This is a genomic window from Clostridium sp. UBA4395 (genome assembly GCF_002390995.1).
GTDB lineage: Bacteria > Bacillota > Clostridia > Clostridiales > Clostridiaceae > Clostridium_J > Clostridium_J sulfidigenes.
On record NZ_DGRF01000037.1, the window covers coordinates 25388 to 40989 of the forward strand.

At 31.7% G+C, this 15602-nt stretch carries 14 protein-coding genes; 13 read left to right on the forward strand and 1 reads right to left on the reverse strand.

Translation table 11 applies throughout. From position 1 onward, the window contains the following. Nucleotides 1-51: 51 nt before the first annotated feature. Nucleotides 52-1965 (reverse strand): ribosomal protection-like ABC-F family protein, encoded by a 1914-nt coding sequence (gene abc-f / locus B2694_RS05695; protein WP_346884921.1) that lies wholly within the window; start codon nt 1963-1965, stop codon nt 52-54. 447 nt (nt 1966-2412) lie between these two features. Here abc-f and B2694_RS05700 point away from each other — a divergent pair, with 447 nt between their 5' ends. The 13 genes from B2694_RS05700 to groL all read left to right on the forward strand — a co-directional run bounded on the left by B2694_RS05700 (nt 2413) and on the right by groL (nt 15593). Further along, nucleotides 2413-3063: a redox-sensing transcriptional repressor Rex gene (locus B2694_RS05700; protein WP_346884922.1), complete on the forward strand. Its 651-nt coding sequence runs from the start codon at nt 2413-2415 to the stop codon at nt 3061-3063. Nucleotides 3064-3306: 243 nt separating this feature from the next. Further along, nucleotides 3307-4086, forward strand: coding sequence for a short-chain-enoyl-CoA hydratase (locus tag B2694_RS05705; protein WP_346884923.1), 780 nt, complete (start codon nt 3307-3309; stop codon nt 4084-4086). Between the two features lie 36 nt (nt 4087-4122). Next, nucleotides 4123-5262, forward strand: coding sequence for an acyl-CoA dehydrogenase (locus B2694_RS05710; RefSeq protein ID WP_346884924.1), 1140 nt, complete (start codon nt 4123-4125; stop codon nt 5260-5262). 13 nt (nt 5263-5275) lie between these two features. Continuing rightward, a complete protein-coding gene (locus tag B2694_RS05715) occupies nt 5276-6061 on the forward strand; it encodes an electron transfer flavoprotein subunit beta/FixA family protein (protein ID WP_346884925.1) in 786 nt (261 codons plus the stop codon). Nucleotides 6062-6085: 24 nt separating this feature from the next. Then, entirely contained in the window at nt 6086-7093 is a 1008-nt protein-coding gene (locus B2694_RS05720) for an electron transfer flavoprotein subunit alpha/FixB family protein (protein ID WP_035130491.1), read from the forward strand. A 257-nt stretch (nt 7094-7350) separates the two neighbouring features. Next, nucleotides 7351-8199, forward strand: a complete 849-nt coding sequence (locus tag B2694_RS05725; protein ID WP_150845321.1) for a 3-hydroxybutyryl-CoA dehydrogenase — start codon at nt 7351-7353, stop codon at nt 8197-8199. 599 nt (nt 8200-8798) lie between these two features. After that, entirely contained in the window at nt 8799-9662 is an 864-nt protein-coding gene (locus tag B2694_RS05730; protein WP_346866801.1) for a sulfide/dihydroorotate dehydrogenase-like FAD/NAD-binding protein, read from the forward strand. After that, complete coding sequence (gene gltA / locus B2694_RS05735) at nt 9662-11044, forward strand: NADPH-dependent glutamate synthase (RefSeq protein ID WP_346884926.1); 1383 nt, start codon at nt 9662-9664, stop codon at nt 11042-11044. The genes B2694_RS05730 and gltA overlap by 1 nt, the downstream gene beginning before the upstream one ends. 224 nt (nt 11045-11268) lie before the next feature. Further along, nucleotides 11269-11679 (forward strand): C-GCAxxG-C-C family (seleno)protein, encoded by a 411-nt coding sequence (locus B2694_RS05740; RefSeq protein ID WP_346884927.1) that lies wholly within the window; start codon nt 11269-11271, stop codon nt 11677-11679. 94 nt (nt 11680-11773) lie between these two features. After that, nucleotides 11774-12655 carry a DNA-3-methyladenine glycosylase family protein gene (locus B2694_RS05745; RefSeq protein ID WP_346884928.1) on the forward strand — a complete coding sequence of 294 codons (882 nt, stop codon included), beginning with the start codon at nt 11774-11776 and terminating at the stop codon, nt 12653-12655. 57 nt (nt 12656-12712) lie between these two features. After that, complete coding sequence (locus B2694_RS05750) at nt 12713-13429, forward strand: TVP38/TMEM64 family protein (RefSeq protein WP_346884929.1); 717 nt, start codon at nt 12713-12715, stop codon at nt 13427-13429. Between the two features lie 194 nt (nt 13430-13623). Next, a complete protein-coding gene (gene groES / locus B2694_RS05755) occupies nt 13624-13908 on the forward strand; it encodes a co-chaperone GroES (RefSeq protein ID WP_346884930.1) in 285 nt (94 codons plus the stop codon). Nucleotides 13909-13964: 56 nt separating this feature from the next. Then, nucleotides 13965-15593: a chaperonin GroEL gene (gene groL, locus B2694_RS05760; protein ID WP_346847189.1), complete on the forward strand. Its 1629-nt coding sequence runs from the start codon at nt 13965-13967 to the stop codon at nt 15591-15593. The last annotated feature ends 9 nt before the right edge of the window (nt 15594-15602 follow it).

The following is a 15602-nucleotide window of genomic DNA, read 5'->3' on the forward strand; positions in this document are numbered from 1 at the left end:
GTGCATCCTCATCATTTATTTAGTTTAATTTATTTTATTTTGAAGAAGTTCCTAAGCTAGTTCTTCCCATTGCTCATATAGGCTTTGAAGTTCTTCTTCAGTTTTTTGTATTTCTTTATTTATTTCTATGCTTTTTTCAGGGTTTGAATAGACTTCTTCAAGGCATAGCTGCCCTTGAAGCCCTTCAAGAGATTCCTCAGTAGCTGCTATTTTATTTTCAATGTTTTTAAGAATATTAGCTTTTTCTTTTTCAGCTTTTTCAGCTTCACGTTTTTTCTTTTTATCTAGCTTTAACTGAGTCTTAGTAATCCCTGAACTTTCCTCTATATCCTCAAACCTTAACGGGTTTTTCTTTTTCTCTACGTAATAGGAATAGTTGCCTAAGTATTCCTTCACTCCATCTTCATTAAGTTCAAAGATTTTGTTTATAATTTTATTTAAGAAGTATCTATCGTGGGATATGAGAATTATTGTGCCATCATAGTTTAAGATTGCATCTTCTAAGGCCTCACGAGAGATAATATCTAAGTGGTTTGTAGGTTCATCTAGAAGAAGGAAATTAGCTTTAGAAAGCATTAGTTTTAGTAAATTAATTCTACATTTCTCTCCACCACTAAGAGTGGATATGGACTTAAATACGTCATCTCCTGTAAATAAGAAGGCTGCAAGAGCCGAGCGTATCTCCGTGGTAGTCATATGAGGGAAATCATCCCACACCTCATCTAAAATAGTTTTATTAAAGTTTAAATTAGATTGCTCTTGATCGTAATATCCAACAAATACGTTTTTACCTAACACCTTAATCCCATTATCTGAAGGTATTTTATCCATGATTATTCTAAATAAAGTAGTTTTGCCACGGCCATTTTCGCCTATAAGAGCAATTTTTTCTTCTCGTTTAATATCCATATTTAAACCTTCAAATAGAAGTTTTTCACCAAAACTTTTACTTAAATTTTCTACATAAAGAACATCATTACCACTTTTTATTTGTGTTTCAAACTTTATTTTTGAAGCCTTTGCATCTTTGATAGGTGCTTCTATTCTTTCTATCTTATCTAAGGCCTTTTGGCGACTTTCGGCAGCTCTTATACTTTTCTCACGATTAAAGGACTTATACTTAGTTATGATTTCTTCTTGTCTTTTAATCTCTGCTTGTTGAAGGTCGTAAGCCTTCTGCATAACTTCTTTATTTTTCTCTTTAAGGTCGATAAAGGCTGTATAATTTCCGTTATAGCACTGTGTAGTTCCACCTATAAGTTCTATAGTTTTATTAGTGATAGCATCTAAGAAGAATCTATCATGGGAAATTACTATAATTGTGCCTTTAACTTCTTTTAGGTAGTTCTCTAACCATTCTATTGCATCAAGGTCAAGGTGGTTTGTAGGCTCATCTAGAAGCAAGATTTCAGGTTTTCTAAGAAGGAGCTTACATAAAGCAACTCTAGTCTTTTGACCACCGCTTAATATAGATATGGATTTATCAAAATCAACTTCTGTAAAGCCTAGGCCTTTAAGTACACGACTAATTTCACCTTTATAAGTGTATCCACCACGATTTTCGTAAACCTCCGTTAAAGTAGTATAATCACGTATAATCTTGTTGTGATAATCTTCTTTAGCATCATCATAAGGTTCCTTCATCTTCTCTTCTAAATTGTGTAATCTTTCCTCCATATCTATAAGTGACTTAAACACAGAAAGAAGTTCAGTATATATGGTATTATCTGAATCTAGAGAAAGGTTTTGAGAAAGATATCCAAGTTCCTTTGATTTATCTATATATAGCTCACCACTATCATATTCCATTTGATTGGTTAAAATTTTAAACAGGGTTGATTTACCCGCACCATTAGCACCTATTAATCCTATTTTTTCACCTTCATTTACGTTGAAGGTAATATCTTTTAAAATCATATCTATTCCGAAGTATTTACTTATATTTTTACAACTTAAAACTATCATTTATTTCACCGTCCTACTAGCATTTTAACATGAAAGTTAGAAATTTAAAATAATTTGTATAGTACAGTGGAGGAATGGGTATTGTGAGTAATAGGAAACATTGTTATATATAATACAAAGAAAAGTAAAATTGGTATAAAAATTAAGTTTATGAGATTTTATATATTACTTATGATAAAAAGTTAAAAAATTTATAATTTATATATACAATAAAGTATTTTAAATGTACAATATAGCATTATAGTTTATTTATTAAAAAATATATAACAAATCAATAGTAATATAGTATAATATCTATATGAATAAAATCTCAGTTGAATATGAGATTAGAATATTTATTTTAGATAATATTTAATAGAGAATTATAGTATGAATAAGCATAAAAATAGAAGACAAAAAGAATAAATAAGAAATATATAAAGAATATATATAAGGAGTTGATAAGAGGTGGAGAAGAAAAGAAGCATTTCTATGGCTGTAATAAAAAGGCTACCTAAGTACTACAGATATTTGCGCGAATTAGATAAGAATGAAGTTGATAGAATATCCTCTAAAGAACTAAGTGAAAGAATTGGGTTTACAGCTTCACAAATAAGACAGGATTTAAATTGTTTTGGAGATTTTGGTCAACAAGGTTATGGATATAATGTTAAAGAATTATTATATCAAATATCTATTATATTAGGCCTTAATAAAGAGTATAACACTGTAATAATTGGAGCTGGAAATATAGGTCAAGCAATTGCCAATTATACAACCTTTGATAAGATGGCATTTAATCTTAAAGGTATTTTTGATGTAAATGTAAAACTTATTGGACTTAAAATAAGAGATATTGAAATTAGAGATATGGATGAGTTAGATAGTTTCTTACAGAGAGAAAAGATTAACATAGCTATAATTTGTGTTCCTAAAAATAGAGCCCAAGGGGTAGCAGATGTGGTAACAAAGAATGGCGTAAAGGGAATATGGAATTTTGCACCTATAGATCTAAAGGTTAGCGAAGATGTTATCGTAGAGAATGTACATCTTAATGAAAGTTTAATGACTTTAAGTTACTTATTAAATGAGCGTGAAAAAGAAGAAGAATTCCTATAATGCTAAAAAAAGACAATACAAATTTCTTAAAATTTGTATTGTCAGGAATTTTTTGAATTTAATTATATGAATTAAGTAAAAAGATTCATTAAAAAACATAAATAAAATATAAATTAGGTTGAAAAAGAATTATAAACAGTCTATAATAGTGATTAAGGTATTAGAACCTTAATCACTATTTTGTTAAAATAATAACGATTTATGGCGGCTAACACCTGAAAAATTGCATGGGGGATTTTAGAAATGGATTATAAGAACATAGTCTTGGAAAAAGAAGGAAATGTGGCTTTGGTTAAACTAAACAGACCTAAAGCATTAAATGCTTTAAACACAGAAACTTTAAAAGAAATTGATTGTGTTATCCAAGAAATTTCTGGGGATAAAGAAATTTATGCAGTTATTCTTACAGGAGAAGGTAAAGCTTTCGTTGCTGGAGCTGACATTTCGGAAATGAAAGAAATGAATGCTATTGAAGGTAAAGAATTTGGTATTCTTGGGAATGGGGTTTTTAGAAAAATTGAAAAACTTGAAAAACCTGTTATAGCTGCAGTTAATGGTTTTGCATTAGGTGGTGGATGTGAACTTGCAATGGCTTGTGATATTAGAATTGCATCAGTTAAAGCTAAGTTTGCACAACCAGAAGCAGGGCTTGGAATAACTCCTGGGTTTGGCGGAACTCAAAGGTTATCAAGACTTGTAGGTGAAGGAATTGCAAAAGAATTAATTTATACTTGTGACATGATCAATGCTGAAGAAGCTTTAAGAATTGGATTAGTAAACAAGGTAGTAGAACCAGAGACACTTTTAGATGAAGCAAAAGCTATGGCTAATAAAATAGCTAAGAATGCTCCTATAGCTATAAGCCAATGTAAAGCGGCTATCAATAGAGGCTTGCAAATGGATATTGATAGTGCAGTATTATATGAAGCTGAAGCATTTGGAATATGTTTTGCTACTGAAGACCAAAAAGAAGGTATGACAGCTTTTGTTGAAAAGAGAGACAAGAATTTTAAGAATAGATAATCGAAATAGATAATCGTATAAGTAGGAGGTATTATAATGAATTTTTCATTAACTAAGGAACAAGAACTTGTAAAGCAAATGGTAAGGGAGTTTGCTATTAATGAAGTAAAACCTATAGCAGCTGAAATAGATGTTACAGAAAGATTCCCAATGGAAAACGTAGAGCAAATGGCTAGATACAACATGTTAGGAATTCCATTCCCAACTGAATTCGGTGGAGCAGGTGGAAATAACGTATCTTATGCTATAACTGTAGAAGAACTTTCTAAAGTTTGCGGAACTACAGGAGTTATAGTTTCTGCACACACTTCTTTATGTGGAGCACCAATATATCAATTTGGTACTCAAGAGCAAAAAGAAAAATATTTAACACCACTTGCAAAGGGTGAAAAACTAGGTGCATTTGGTCTTACTGAGCCAAACGCAGGTACTGATGCTGCTGGACAACAAACAACAGCTGTACTTGAAGGAGATCACTACGTATTAAACGGTTCAAAAATATTCATAACTAACGGTGGAGTTGCTGATATCTTCGTAGTATTTGCAATGACTGATAAATCAAAAGGAACTAGAGGAATATCTGCTTTCATAGTTGAAAAGGATTTCCCTGGATTCTCAATAGGAAAAGTGGAAGAGAAGTTAGGAATAAGAGCATCATCTACTACTGAATTAGTATTTGAAAACTGCATAGTTCCAAAAGAAAACTTACTTGGAAAAGAAGGAAAAGGATTTGCTGTTGCAATGCAAACTCTTGATGGAGGAAGAATTGGTATAGCAGCTCAAGCTTTAGGACTAGCTCAAGGAGCTTTAGATGAAGCTGTTGCTTACATGAAAGAAAGAAAACAATTCGGAAGATCAATAGCAGCATTCCAAGGACTTCAATGGATGGTTGCTGATATGGATGTTCAAATTGAAGCTGCTAGACTTTTAGTATACAAAGCTGCATATAAAAAAGATATGGGTATGCCATACTCAGTAGATGCTGCTAGAGCTAAATTATATGCTTCAGAAGTAGCTATGGATGTTACAACTAAGGCGGTTCAATTATTTGGTGGATATGGATACACTAAAGAATATCCAGTTGAAAGAATGATGAGAGATGCTAAGATAACTGAAATCTACGAAGGAACTTCTCAAGTTCAAAGAATGGTTATCGCAGGAAGCGTATTGAAATAGGAGGTAGTGAAAGATGAAAATAGTTGTTTGTGTAAAACAAGTACCAGATACAAATGAAGTTAAAATAGATCCAAAAACAGGAACTCTTATAAGAGATGGTGTTCCTTCAATAATAAACCCAGATGACAAAAACGCTTTAGAAGGAGCTTTACAATTAAAAGATACTTATGGTGGACATGTAACTGTTATAACAATGGGACCTCCACAAGCAAAAGTAGCTTTAGAAGAAGCATTAGCAATGGGAGCAGACGAAGCTATACTAGTTACAGATAGAGCTTTCGCTGGAGCTGATACATTAGCTACATCTCACGCTTTAGCTGCAGCTATTAAAAACTTAGATTATGATATAATATTCGCTGGAAGACAAGCGATTGATGGAGATACTGCACAAGTTGGACCAGAAATTGCTGAACACTTAGGAATGCCTCAAATAACTTATGTTGAAGCAGTTAGCGAAGAAAAAGAAGGCGTATTAAACGTAAGAAGAGCTTGGGAAGATGGATATGAAAATATCAGAGTTAACACTCCAGTTCTATTAACTGCAATCGAAACTTTAAACGTGCCAAGATATATGAACATTAAAAACATATTCGCAATGGCTAAAGAAAAAGAAGTTAAAGTATGGACTGTAGCAGACATTAATGTTGATGTTAACCTACTTGGTCTTAAAGGATCACCTACAAAGGTTAAAAAATCAATGACTAAAGAAGCTAAAGGACAAGGTGAAATATTTGAAGTATCACCAAAAGAAGCAGCTTCAATTGCGCTTTCAAAACTAAAAGAAAAACACTTCATCTAAGATATAGTTAAGGAGGAAATTACCATGAATATAGCAGATTATAAAGGTGTATGGGTCTTTGCAGAGCAAAGAGACGGAGAATTACAAAAGGTTGCTTTAGAATTATTAGGAAAAGGAAGAGAAATAGCTGACAAGTTAGGAGTAGAACTTACAGCATTATTACTTGGACACAAAAATATAGAAGAAATGACTAAAGAATTAGGAGCTTTTGGAGCAGATAAAGTATTAGTATGCGACAATGAGTTACTAACTCACTATTCAACTGATGGATATACAAAAGTTATAAACGAAGTTGTAAACGCTAAAAAACCAGAAATCCTATTCATTGGAGCTAGCTTCATTGGAAGAGATTTAGGACCAAGAGTTGCGGGAAGACTTTCAACAGGTCTTACAGCTGACTGTACATCACTTGATGTAGATCCAGAAAACAACAACTTATTAATGACAAGACCAGCTTTCGGTGGAAACCTAATGGCTACAATCGTTTGTGGAGATCATAGACCACAAATGTCTACAGTAAGACCTGGAGTTTTCGAAAAGTTAGCTAAAGATGAAAACAGAGCTTTCCAAGTTGAAAAATTTGACGTTCAATTATCAGCTTCTGATATAAGAACAGAAACTATGGAAGTTGTTAAATCAGTAAAAGAAATGGTAGATATTACTGAAGCTGATATCGTAGTTTCAGGAGGAAGAGGAGTTGGCTGTAAAGAAAACTTCGCTTTACTTCAAGAACTTGCAGACGTAATGGGAGGAACTTTAGCTGGATCAAGAGCGGCTGTTGATAATGGCTGGGTAGAAAAAGCAGTTCAAGTAGGACAAACAGGAAAAACTGTAAGACCTACTATATATATAGCTTGCGGAATTTCTGGAGCAATCCAACACTTAGCTGGAATGCAAGATTCTAACTATATCATAGCTATTAACAAAGATTCAGATGCTCCAATCATGAAAGCTGCTGACGTAGCTTTAGTAGGAGACTTTGCTAAAGTTATTCCAGAAATGATAGCTCAATATAAAGAAATGAACAAATAGTAAATTTATAAGACTTTAGATTAATTGAATTTTATAGTACACTAATTAACATAAGATGAGGGGATATACGGAGATGTATATACCCCTCATTTGTTAAATATTGAATAAAAGTCTAATTTCGTTGAAAATTGTATACATATATTTATATTTATTGAGTTATTTTTGATAAATATAAATATAAATATATAAAAATGTGGTAATATAGATTTGTAATAGTCTATAATCCATAATACAAAATTATGTTAGGAGTGTTTAATATGAAAAAGATATGTGTTTTAGGCGCAGGTACAATGGGATCAGGAATAGCTCAAGCTTTTGCCGCTAAAGGATATGAGGTAATAGTTAGAGATATAAAGGATGAATTCGTACAAAAAGGTCTTGGAATGATAGAAAAAAATATTAAAAAACTTGCTACAAAAGGTAAAATAACAGAAGAACAAGCGGAAGAAATTTTATCAAGAGTTAGTGGAACTACAGAATTAAGCTTATTAGATGATGTAGATTTAATAATAGAAGCTGCAGTAGAAAATATGGAAATCAAAAAACAAATTTTTAAAGAATTAGATGAAATATGTAAACCAGAAGCAATCCTGGCTACAAATACATCTTCACTTTCTATAACTGAAATTGCTACTGCTACAAAGAGAGTTGATAAAGTTATAGGACTACACTTCTTTAACCCAGCTCCAGTTATGAAACTTGTAGAAATCATAAAAGGAATGGGAACATCACAAGAAACATATGATGCAATGCATGAATTAGTTATTAACATATCTAAGGAGCCAGTTCAAGTAGAAGAAGCTCCAGGATTTGTAGTAAACAGAATTTTAGTACCTATGATAAATGAAGCTGTTTGCATCTATGCAGAAGGTATTGCAAGTGCTGCAGATATAGATAAAGCTATGATGCTTGGAGCAAATCATCCAATGGGACCTCTTGCTTTAGGTGACTTAATTGGACTAGATGTTTGCTTAGCAATCATGGATGTATTATATAAAGAAACTGGAGATTCAAAATACAGAGCACACAGCCTACTTAGAAAATTCGTTAGAGCTGGACAATTAGGAAGAAAAACTGGAAAAGGATTCTTCGATTATAGTAAATAATAATATCATAAAAATATTATAATAAAAGAGTAAAGAATAATTTATCTTTACTCTTTTCTTTATGTGAAAATAAATTAAATATAATTAAAAAAATAAAAGATAGATAAAATTATAACAATGCATTTTATAATTTATTGTAGATTTTTAAAAATAAAAGGAGTATAGTTTAAAAGGAATCATCAGAAGTTTGGAAGAATAACTGGAATTCAAGAGGATGTTTATAAAAAATGGATTTATTTGCTTGAAAATTTATAATATTTAATTTACTATATGGTTGACTATAATTAAATAAAATTATAAAATATAAGTGTAACCGACACAATGTATATTCATGTAAAGGATTTAAGTCGTATTATTTAAGGATATATGGAGATTTAAGTTAGTTTATTGGACAAGTGTAATGTGGTAAAGAATCCTATCATTATTGCGCTGTTTATTTTTGCGTTTGTAACCACTATGTTAAATAAATATCTAATGTTCATATATAAATTTCAATGAAAATAGTATAATATTATATTTGGCAAAGGATATGAATTAAAATGGTGAAATATTAAATTCATATAAAAACAAAATATGTTTAAAATACGGAGGAAAGTACTATGTATAAAATTGTTGAAAAGAAAATTTTGGCACCTTCAATATTTATGATGAAGATTTTAGCTCCAAGAGTAGCTAAATCAGCTCGTCCAGGTCAATTCATTATAATAAGAATGGATGAAAAGGGTGAGAGAGTACCTTTAACAGTATGTGACACAGATGTAGAAAATGGAACAGTATCAATAGTTGTACAAACAATTGGATGTACTACAAAAGCTATGGAACAATATGAAGAAGGGGATTCTTTCTTTGACTTTGTTGGACCTTTAGGGATGCCTTCTGAACTTTTAGAAGAAGACAAAGATAAGCTAAAAAATGAAAAAATAATGTTTATATCAGGTGGAGTTGGAGCTGCACCAGTATATCCTCAAGTAAAATGGTTACATGAAAACGGAATTAAAGCTGACGTAATCATGGGATTTAAAAATAAAGAAATGGTTATTTTAGAAGAAGATATGAAAAATGTTGCAGGCAATGTTTATGTAGCAACTGATGATGGTAGCTATGGATTTAAAGGAATGGTTACTAATAGATTAAAATCTTTGGTTGAAGAAGGCAATAAATACGATACAGTAATTGCTATAGGACCAATGATAATGATGAAATTTGTATGTAAATTAACAGAAGAATTAGGTATAAAAACAATAGTTAGTATGAACCCAATCATGGTTGATGGAACAGGTATGTGTGGTGCTTGTAGAATAACTGTTGATGGAGAAACTAAATTTGCTTGTGTTGATGGACCAGAATTTGATGGACATAAAGTAAACTTCGATGAAGCATTAAAAAGAACAACTATGTATAAGACAGAAGAAATACAAAAGGATTCTATACAAAAAGGATGCAAAATAGGAGGAAATAACTAATGGATAGAATGAAAAGAACTCCGATACAAGAACAAGATCCAAAGGTAAGAGCAACTAACTTTCAAGAAGTTTGTCTTGGTTACACTGAAGAAGAAGCAGTTCAAGAAGCTTCAAGATGTTTAAATTGTAAAAACAAACCATGTGTATCTAAATGTCCAGTTGCAATAGATATACCAGAGTTTATTCATCATGTAAAAGAAAGAGAATTTGCACAAGCTGCAAAGGCTTTAGATAAATATACAGCACTTCCAGCAGTATGTGGAAGAGTTTGTCCTCAAGAATTACAATGTGAAAGCAAATGTGTTCTTGGAATAAAAGGCGAAGCTGTTGCTATAGGGAAATTAGAAAGATTTGTAGCAGACTGGTCAAGAAATAACAATGTGGATTTGACTAAAGAGATTGAAAAGAAAAATAAAAAAGTTGCTGTAATTGGTTCAGGCCCATCAGGAATAACTTGCGCTGGGGAGCTTGCTAAAATGGGTTATGACGTAACTGTATTTGAAGCTTTACATGAGCCAGGTGGAGTTTTGCTTTATGGAATTCCTGAGTTTAGATTACCAAAGGATACCGTTGTTAAGCATGAAGTAAACAACCTAAGAAAATTAGGAGTTAAAATAGAAACAAATGTAGTTGTTGGTAGAACAGTTACAATAGATGAATTAATGAATGATGAAAAATTTGAAGCTGTATTTATAGGATCAGGAGCAGGACTTCCTAAGTTTATGGGAATTCCAGGAGAAAACTTAAATGGAGTATTCTCAGCAAATGAATTCTTAACTAGAAATAACTTAATGAAGGCATTTAAAGATGAGTATGCTACTCCAATTAAATCTGGTAAATGTGTTGCAGTAGTTGGTGGTGGTAACGTTGCTATGGATGCTGCTAGAACAGCTTTAAGACTAGGTTCAGAAACACATATAGTTTATAGAAGAAGTGAAGCTGAACTTCCAGCTAGAGTAGAAGAAGTACATCACGCTAAAGAAGAAGGAGTTATCCTTGATTTATTAGTTAATCCTACAGAAATTCTTGGGGATGAAAATGGTTGGGTTAAGGGAATGAAATGTGTAAGAATGGAACTTGGAGAGCCAGATGCATCTGGAAGAAGAAGACCACAAGTAATAGAAGGTTCTGAGTTTACATTAGACTGTGACACTGTTATCATGTCACTAGGAACTTCACCAAACCCATTAATTCCAGCTACAACTAAAGGCTTAGAAACTAATAAATATAAATGCATAGTTGCAGAGGAAGAAACAGGACTTACTTCAAAAGAAAAAGTATATGCTGGTGGAGATGCTGTAACAGGTGCAGCTACAGTTATACTTGCTATGGAAGCTGGTAAAAAAGCTGCTAAAGCTATTGATGAGCAATTAAGTAAATAAGGAATCTTCAAAAAATCAAGCCATATTTTAAAGTTATGTGAAATTCTTTAAAATATGGCTTTTTTATATGATAAATATAGTATAATGAAACTGAAAACTAGTAGATTTCTAATACATTTAAAGAAATTTTTGGAGTTATAGATTTATGACTAAAACTAAATAAACAGAGTTCTTAGCTTCTCTGAAGGTTAGGACTAATTAATAGGAAAGTAAGGTGCATAAATATGTTATTGGATGTAGTAAAAAAATATTATGGAGAAGAATATGATTTAAACTGTGCAGAGACTATGCTATATGCTGCTAATGAAGAATATGGTTTAAACTTAAGTAAAGAAACTTTTAAAACCATGGCTGCTTTCGGTGGGGGAATGGGTGTAGAATCCACTTGTGGAGTTATCACAGGAGCAATTTCTGCTTTAGGTATCTTATTTACAAAGGAAAGAGCCCATGAAAGTGATTATGTAAAAACCCTTACTCAAGAATTCATTGAAAACTTTAATAAAGAATGTAATTCACTAAATTGTGATAAATTAAAGGAATTATATAGAAATGATGAAATAAGATGTCTTAATATAATAGAAAAAGGTGCAGTTATACTAGACAACATAGTAACAAGAGAGAGAAATAAACAGTAATTGAGAATAATTTTAAAACTTAGTGCTGAGAATATCCTTAGCACTATTTTTAAACTAGCATCCCATAAATGTTATTTCAAGGAGGTTGATATGGATGGACTTTAAAGAAGCTATTGAAGAAAGTGGAAAAGTTATATTAAAGGATGTAAAGAATTTTGAACTTCCCCATATTTTCGATTGTGGACAATGTTTTAGATGGAACAGACAAGATAATAATAATTATATAGGTGTAGCCTTTGGAAGAGTTATTGAAATTGAGAAAAGGGATAATGATGTAATTATATATAATACAGATTTAAAGGATTTTAATGATATATGGCTAAATTACTTTGACCTAGGAAGGGACTATTCAGCTATAAAAGAAGAATTTGAGAAGGATGAACTTTTAAAAAAAGCAGTAGAATTTGGTGTAGGAATAAGAATATTACAACAAGATCCCTTTGAAATGCTAATATCTTTTATTATATCTGCAAATAATAGAATTCCTATGATAAAAAGAGCTATAGAGAATATAAGTAAAGTATTTGGCAAATCTATAAAGTACAAGGGAAATACATATTATGCTTTTCCAACCTTAGAGGAGTTTAGAAGAGCTACAGTAGAAGATATAGAAGTCTTAGGTGTTGGCTTTAGGGCTAAGTATATATATAAGGCACTAGAAGATTTGAGTAGTGGTACCTATGATTTAAACGTAATAAAACAAAGTGATGATGATGGATGTCATGAGGGTCTTAAAAATTTTAATGGAGTAGGGCCTAAGGTAGCAGATTGTATAATGCTATTTTCTATGGGGAAATACTCAGCATTCCCAGTGGATGTATGGGTGAAAAGAGCAATGCAATTCTTTTATGTGGCACCAGATGTATCATTGCCTAAAATAAGAGAGTTTGCAAGAGATAAGTTTGGTAGCTTATCTGGATTTGCACAACAATACTTATTTTATTATGCAAGAGAAAACAATATAAAAATAGATTAAGTTAGAAATATGTTGATATATAGAACATAAACTAAGGGTATACAAGGTGGGAAAGGTATGGAGAATAAAAATAAGATAAAAAAGTATGTAACAAATGGAATAATATGGACTGTAGTTATAGTAGTATTATTAATAGCCTATTGGGAATTTTCCAAGAAATTCACTGTATTTAGAGATCCAGAAGAATTAAAAAAATTAATACTATCCTTTGGTAGTTATAGTATAATTGCCTTTGTAGCGCTACAAATGATACAAGTAATAATATTCTTTATACCAGGAGAAGTTGTTCAAGTAGCAGGGGGATATATATTCGGACCTTTAGTAGGAGGAATTGCCTCTGCAGTAGGTATAATTCTTGGAAGTGTAGTTGCTTATTTTATAGCTAAATTATTTGGGAAAAAGTATATAAATAAGCTTATTGAAAAAAATAATTTAACTAAGATAAAGAGAATATTAGATGCTGGAAGTAATAATATAGTTATATTTGTAATATACTTTATACCTGGAATACCTAAAGATATATTAGTTTATGTAGCTGGTATATCCAATGTAACTTTAAGGGATTTTATATTATATTCTTCTGCTGGTAGATTACCATGGATAATCACATCTGCCATGTTCGGTCACGGGATACATAGAGGAGACTATGTATCTATGGTAATTATAGGGGTAGTATCAGGAGTCTTATTTTTAGTTGGAATACTTAAAGGACATAGCATTATAGACTTTTTCCATAGAGCGTTAAAGCATAAAGGTAAAAATAAGAGGAAATAAGAGAAAATATTACCATGAGTGAGATATTTTAATATATTCGCTTATTTTACCAGGTTCTATTAAAATAAAAGATTTGCTTATAAAATAATAATTATATATTATTATATTGTAGTTAGCACTCAATAGTCATGAGTGCTAATAAATAAAGATAAATAAAAAAATTATATAAATAATTAACAATAGGAGGGTTTTTTATGAATATCAGACCATTAGGCGACAGAGTTGTAATCAAAAGATTAGAATCTGAGGAAATAACTAAAGGAGGAATAGTTCTAGCAGGTACTGCAAAAGAAAAACCACAAGAGGCAGAAGTCGTTGCAGTAGGTCCAGGAACTTATTCTCATGGAAGAGAAATTAAGATGGAAGTGAAAATAGGAGATAAGGTATTATTTTCTAAATTTGCAGGCACAGAAGTTAAATTACAAGGACAAGAATATATTATATTAAAGCAAGAAGACATATTAGCAATATTAGAATAAGTAATATATTTTAATGATAAGCTAAGAAATTCGCATATTATAGGAGGTAAATGAATATGGCTAAAAGTATTTTATTCGGAGAAGAATCAAGAAGAGCAATGCAAAGAGGTGTTGACGTACTTGCAGATACAGTTAAGGTAACTTTAGGACCAAAGGGAAGAAACGTTATATTAGATAAAAAATTCGGTTCACCACTTATAACAAATGATGGTGTTACAATAGCTAGAGAAATAGAACTTGAAGATGCATATGAGAATATGGGAGCACAACTTGTAAAAGAAGTTGCAAACAAAACAAACGATGTAGCTGGAGACGGAACTACAACTGCTACAGTACTTGCTCAAGCTATCATAAGAGAAGGACTTAAGAATGTAACAGCTGGTTCAAACCCAATGTTACTTAGAAATGGTATAAGAATGGCTGTAGATACAGCAGTTGAAGAAATAAAAAAATACTCTAGACAAGTAGATGGAAAAGAAGACATAGCAAGAGTTGCAGCTATATCAGCAGCAGACGAGGAAGTTGGAGCTCTAATAGCTACAGCAATGGATAAAGTAGGTAACGAAGGTGTTATAGCTGTAGAAGAGTCTAAAACAATGGGAACTGAACTTGATGTTGTTGAAGGTATGCAATTTGATAGAGGATATTTAAGTGCATATATGGTAACTGACACAGATAAGATGGAATCTGTACTTGATAATCCATACATTTTAATAACTGATAAGAAAATATCTAACATCCAAGAATTACTTCCAATTCTTGAGCAAATAGTACAACAAGGTAAAAAACTTTTAATAATTGCAGAAGATGTTGAAGGTGAAGCAATAGCTACTTTAGTAGTTAATAAATTAAGAGGAACATTTACATGTGTTGCTGTTAAAGCTCCAGGCTTTGGTGATAGAAGAAAAGAAATGCTTGAAGATATAGCAATACTTACAGGTGGTACAGTAATTTCAGAAGAATTAGGACACGACATTAAAGATGCAACTATTGAAATGTTAGGAAGAGCTGATAGTGTTAAAGTTACTAAAGAAAACACTGTTATCGTAAATGGAAAAGGTGCAAAAGAAAATATAGCATCTAGAGTAAATCAAATTAAGAAACAAATGGAAGATACAACTTCTGAATTTGATAAAGAAAAATTAAATGAAAGACTTGCAAAACTTGCTGGTGGAGTTGCAGTAATCAAAGTTGGTGCTGCTACTGAAACAGAATTAAAAGAAAAGAAATTAAGAATTGAAGATGCTCTTGCTGCTACAAAAGCTGCAGTTGAAGAAGGTATCGTTGCAGGTGGTGGAACTGTTTATATCAATGCAATAGAAGCAGTTGCTAAACTAACTTCAGAGGTTTCAGAAATCCAAGTAGGTATTAACATTGTAAGAAGAGCTCTAGAAGAGCCATTAAGACAAATAGCTACAAATGCTGGTGCAGAAGCTTCAGTAGTAGTTGAAAGAGTTAGAAATTCAGCTACAGAAATAGGCTATGATGCACTAAATGCTGAATATGTAGATATGATTAAAGCTGGAATAGTTGACCCAACTAAGGTTACAAGAAGCGCACTTCAAAATGCTGCATCTGTAGCATCAACATTCTTAACAACAGAAGCTGCTGTTGTTGATATTCCAGAAAAGAACCCAGTTCCAATGCCAGGTGCACCAGGAATGGGAATGGACGGAATGTACTAAAATTAAATA

Excerpts from the sequence above, each read along its gene's own strand:
- abc-f (WP_346884921.1), bottom strand. The coding sequence starts at position 1,965 with ATGATAGTTTTAAGTTGTAAAAATATAAGTAAATACTTCGGAATAGAT.
- B2694_RS05705 (WP_346884923.1), top strand. The coding sequence starts at position 3,307 with ATGGATTATAAGAACATAGTCTTGGAAAAAGAAGGAAATGTGGCTTTG.
- B2694_RS05710 (WP_346884924.1), top strand. The coding sequence starts at position 4,123 with ATGAATTTTTCATTAACTAAGGAACAAGAACTTGTAAAGCAAATGGTA.
- B2694_RS05715 (WP_346884925.1), top strand. The coding sequence starts at position 5,276 with ATGAAAATAGTTGTTTGTGTAAAACAAGTACCAGATACAAATGAAGTT.
- B2694_RS05720 (WP_035130491.1), top strand. The coding sequence starts at position 6,086 with ATGAATATAGCAGATTATAAAGGTGTATGGGTCTTTGCAGAGCAAAGA.
- B2694_RS05725 (WP_150845321.1), top strand. The coding sequence starts at position 7,351 with ATGAAAAAGATATGTGTTTTAGGCGCAGGTACAATGGGATCAGGAATA.
- B2694_RS05730 (WP_346866801.1), top strand. The coding sequence starts at position 8,799 with ATGTATAAAATTGTTGAAAAGAAAATTTTGGCACCTTCAATATTTATG.
- gltA (WP_346884926.1), top strand. The coding sequence starts at position 9,662 with ATGGATAGAATGAAAAGAACTCCGATACAAGAACAAGATCCAAAGGTA.
- B2694_RS05740 (WP_346884927.1), top strand. The coding sequence starts at position 11,269 with ATGTTATTGGATGTAGTAAAAAAATATTATGGAGAAGAATATGATTTA.
- B2694_RS05745 (WP_346884928.1), top strand. The coding sequence starts at position 11,774 with ATGGACTTTAAAGAAGCTATTGAAGAAAGTGGAAAAGTTATATTAAAG.
- B2694_RS05750 (WP_346884929.1), top strand. The coding sequence starts at position 12,713 with ATGGAGAATAAAAATAAGATAAAAAAGTATGTAACAAATGGAATAATA.
- groES (WP_346884930.1), top strand. The coding sequence starts at position 13,624 with ATGAATATCAGACCATTAGGCGACAGAGTTGTAATCAAAAGATTAGAA.
- groL (WP_346847189.1), top strand. The coding sequence starts at position 13,965 with ATGGCTAAAAGTATTTTATTCGGAGAAGAATCAAGAAGAGCAATGCAA.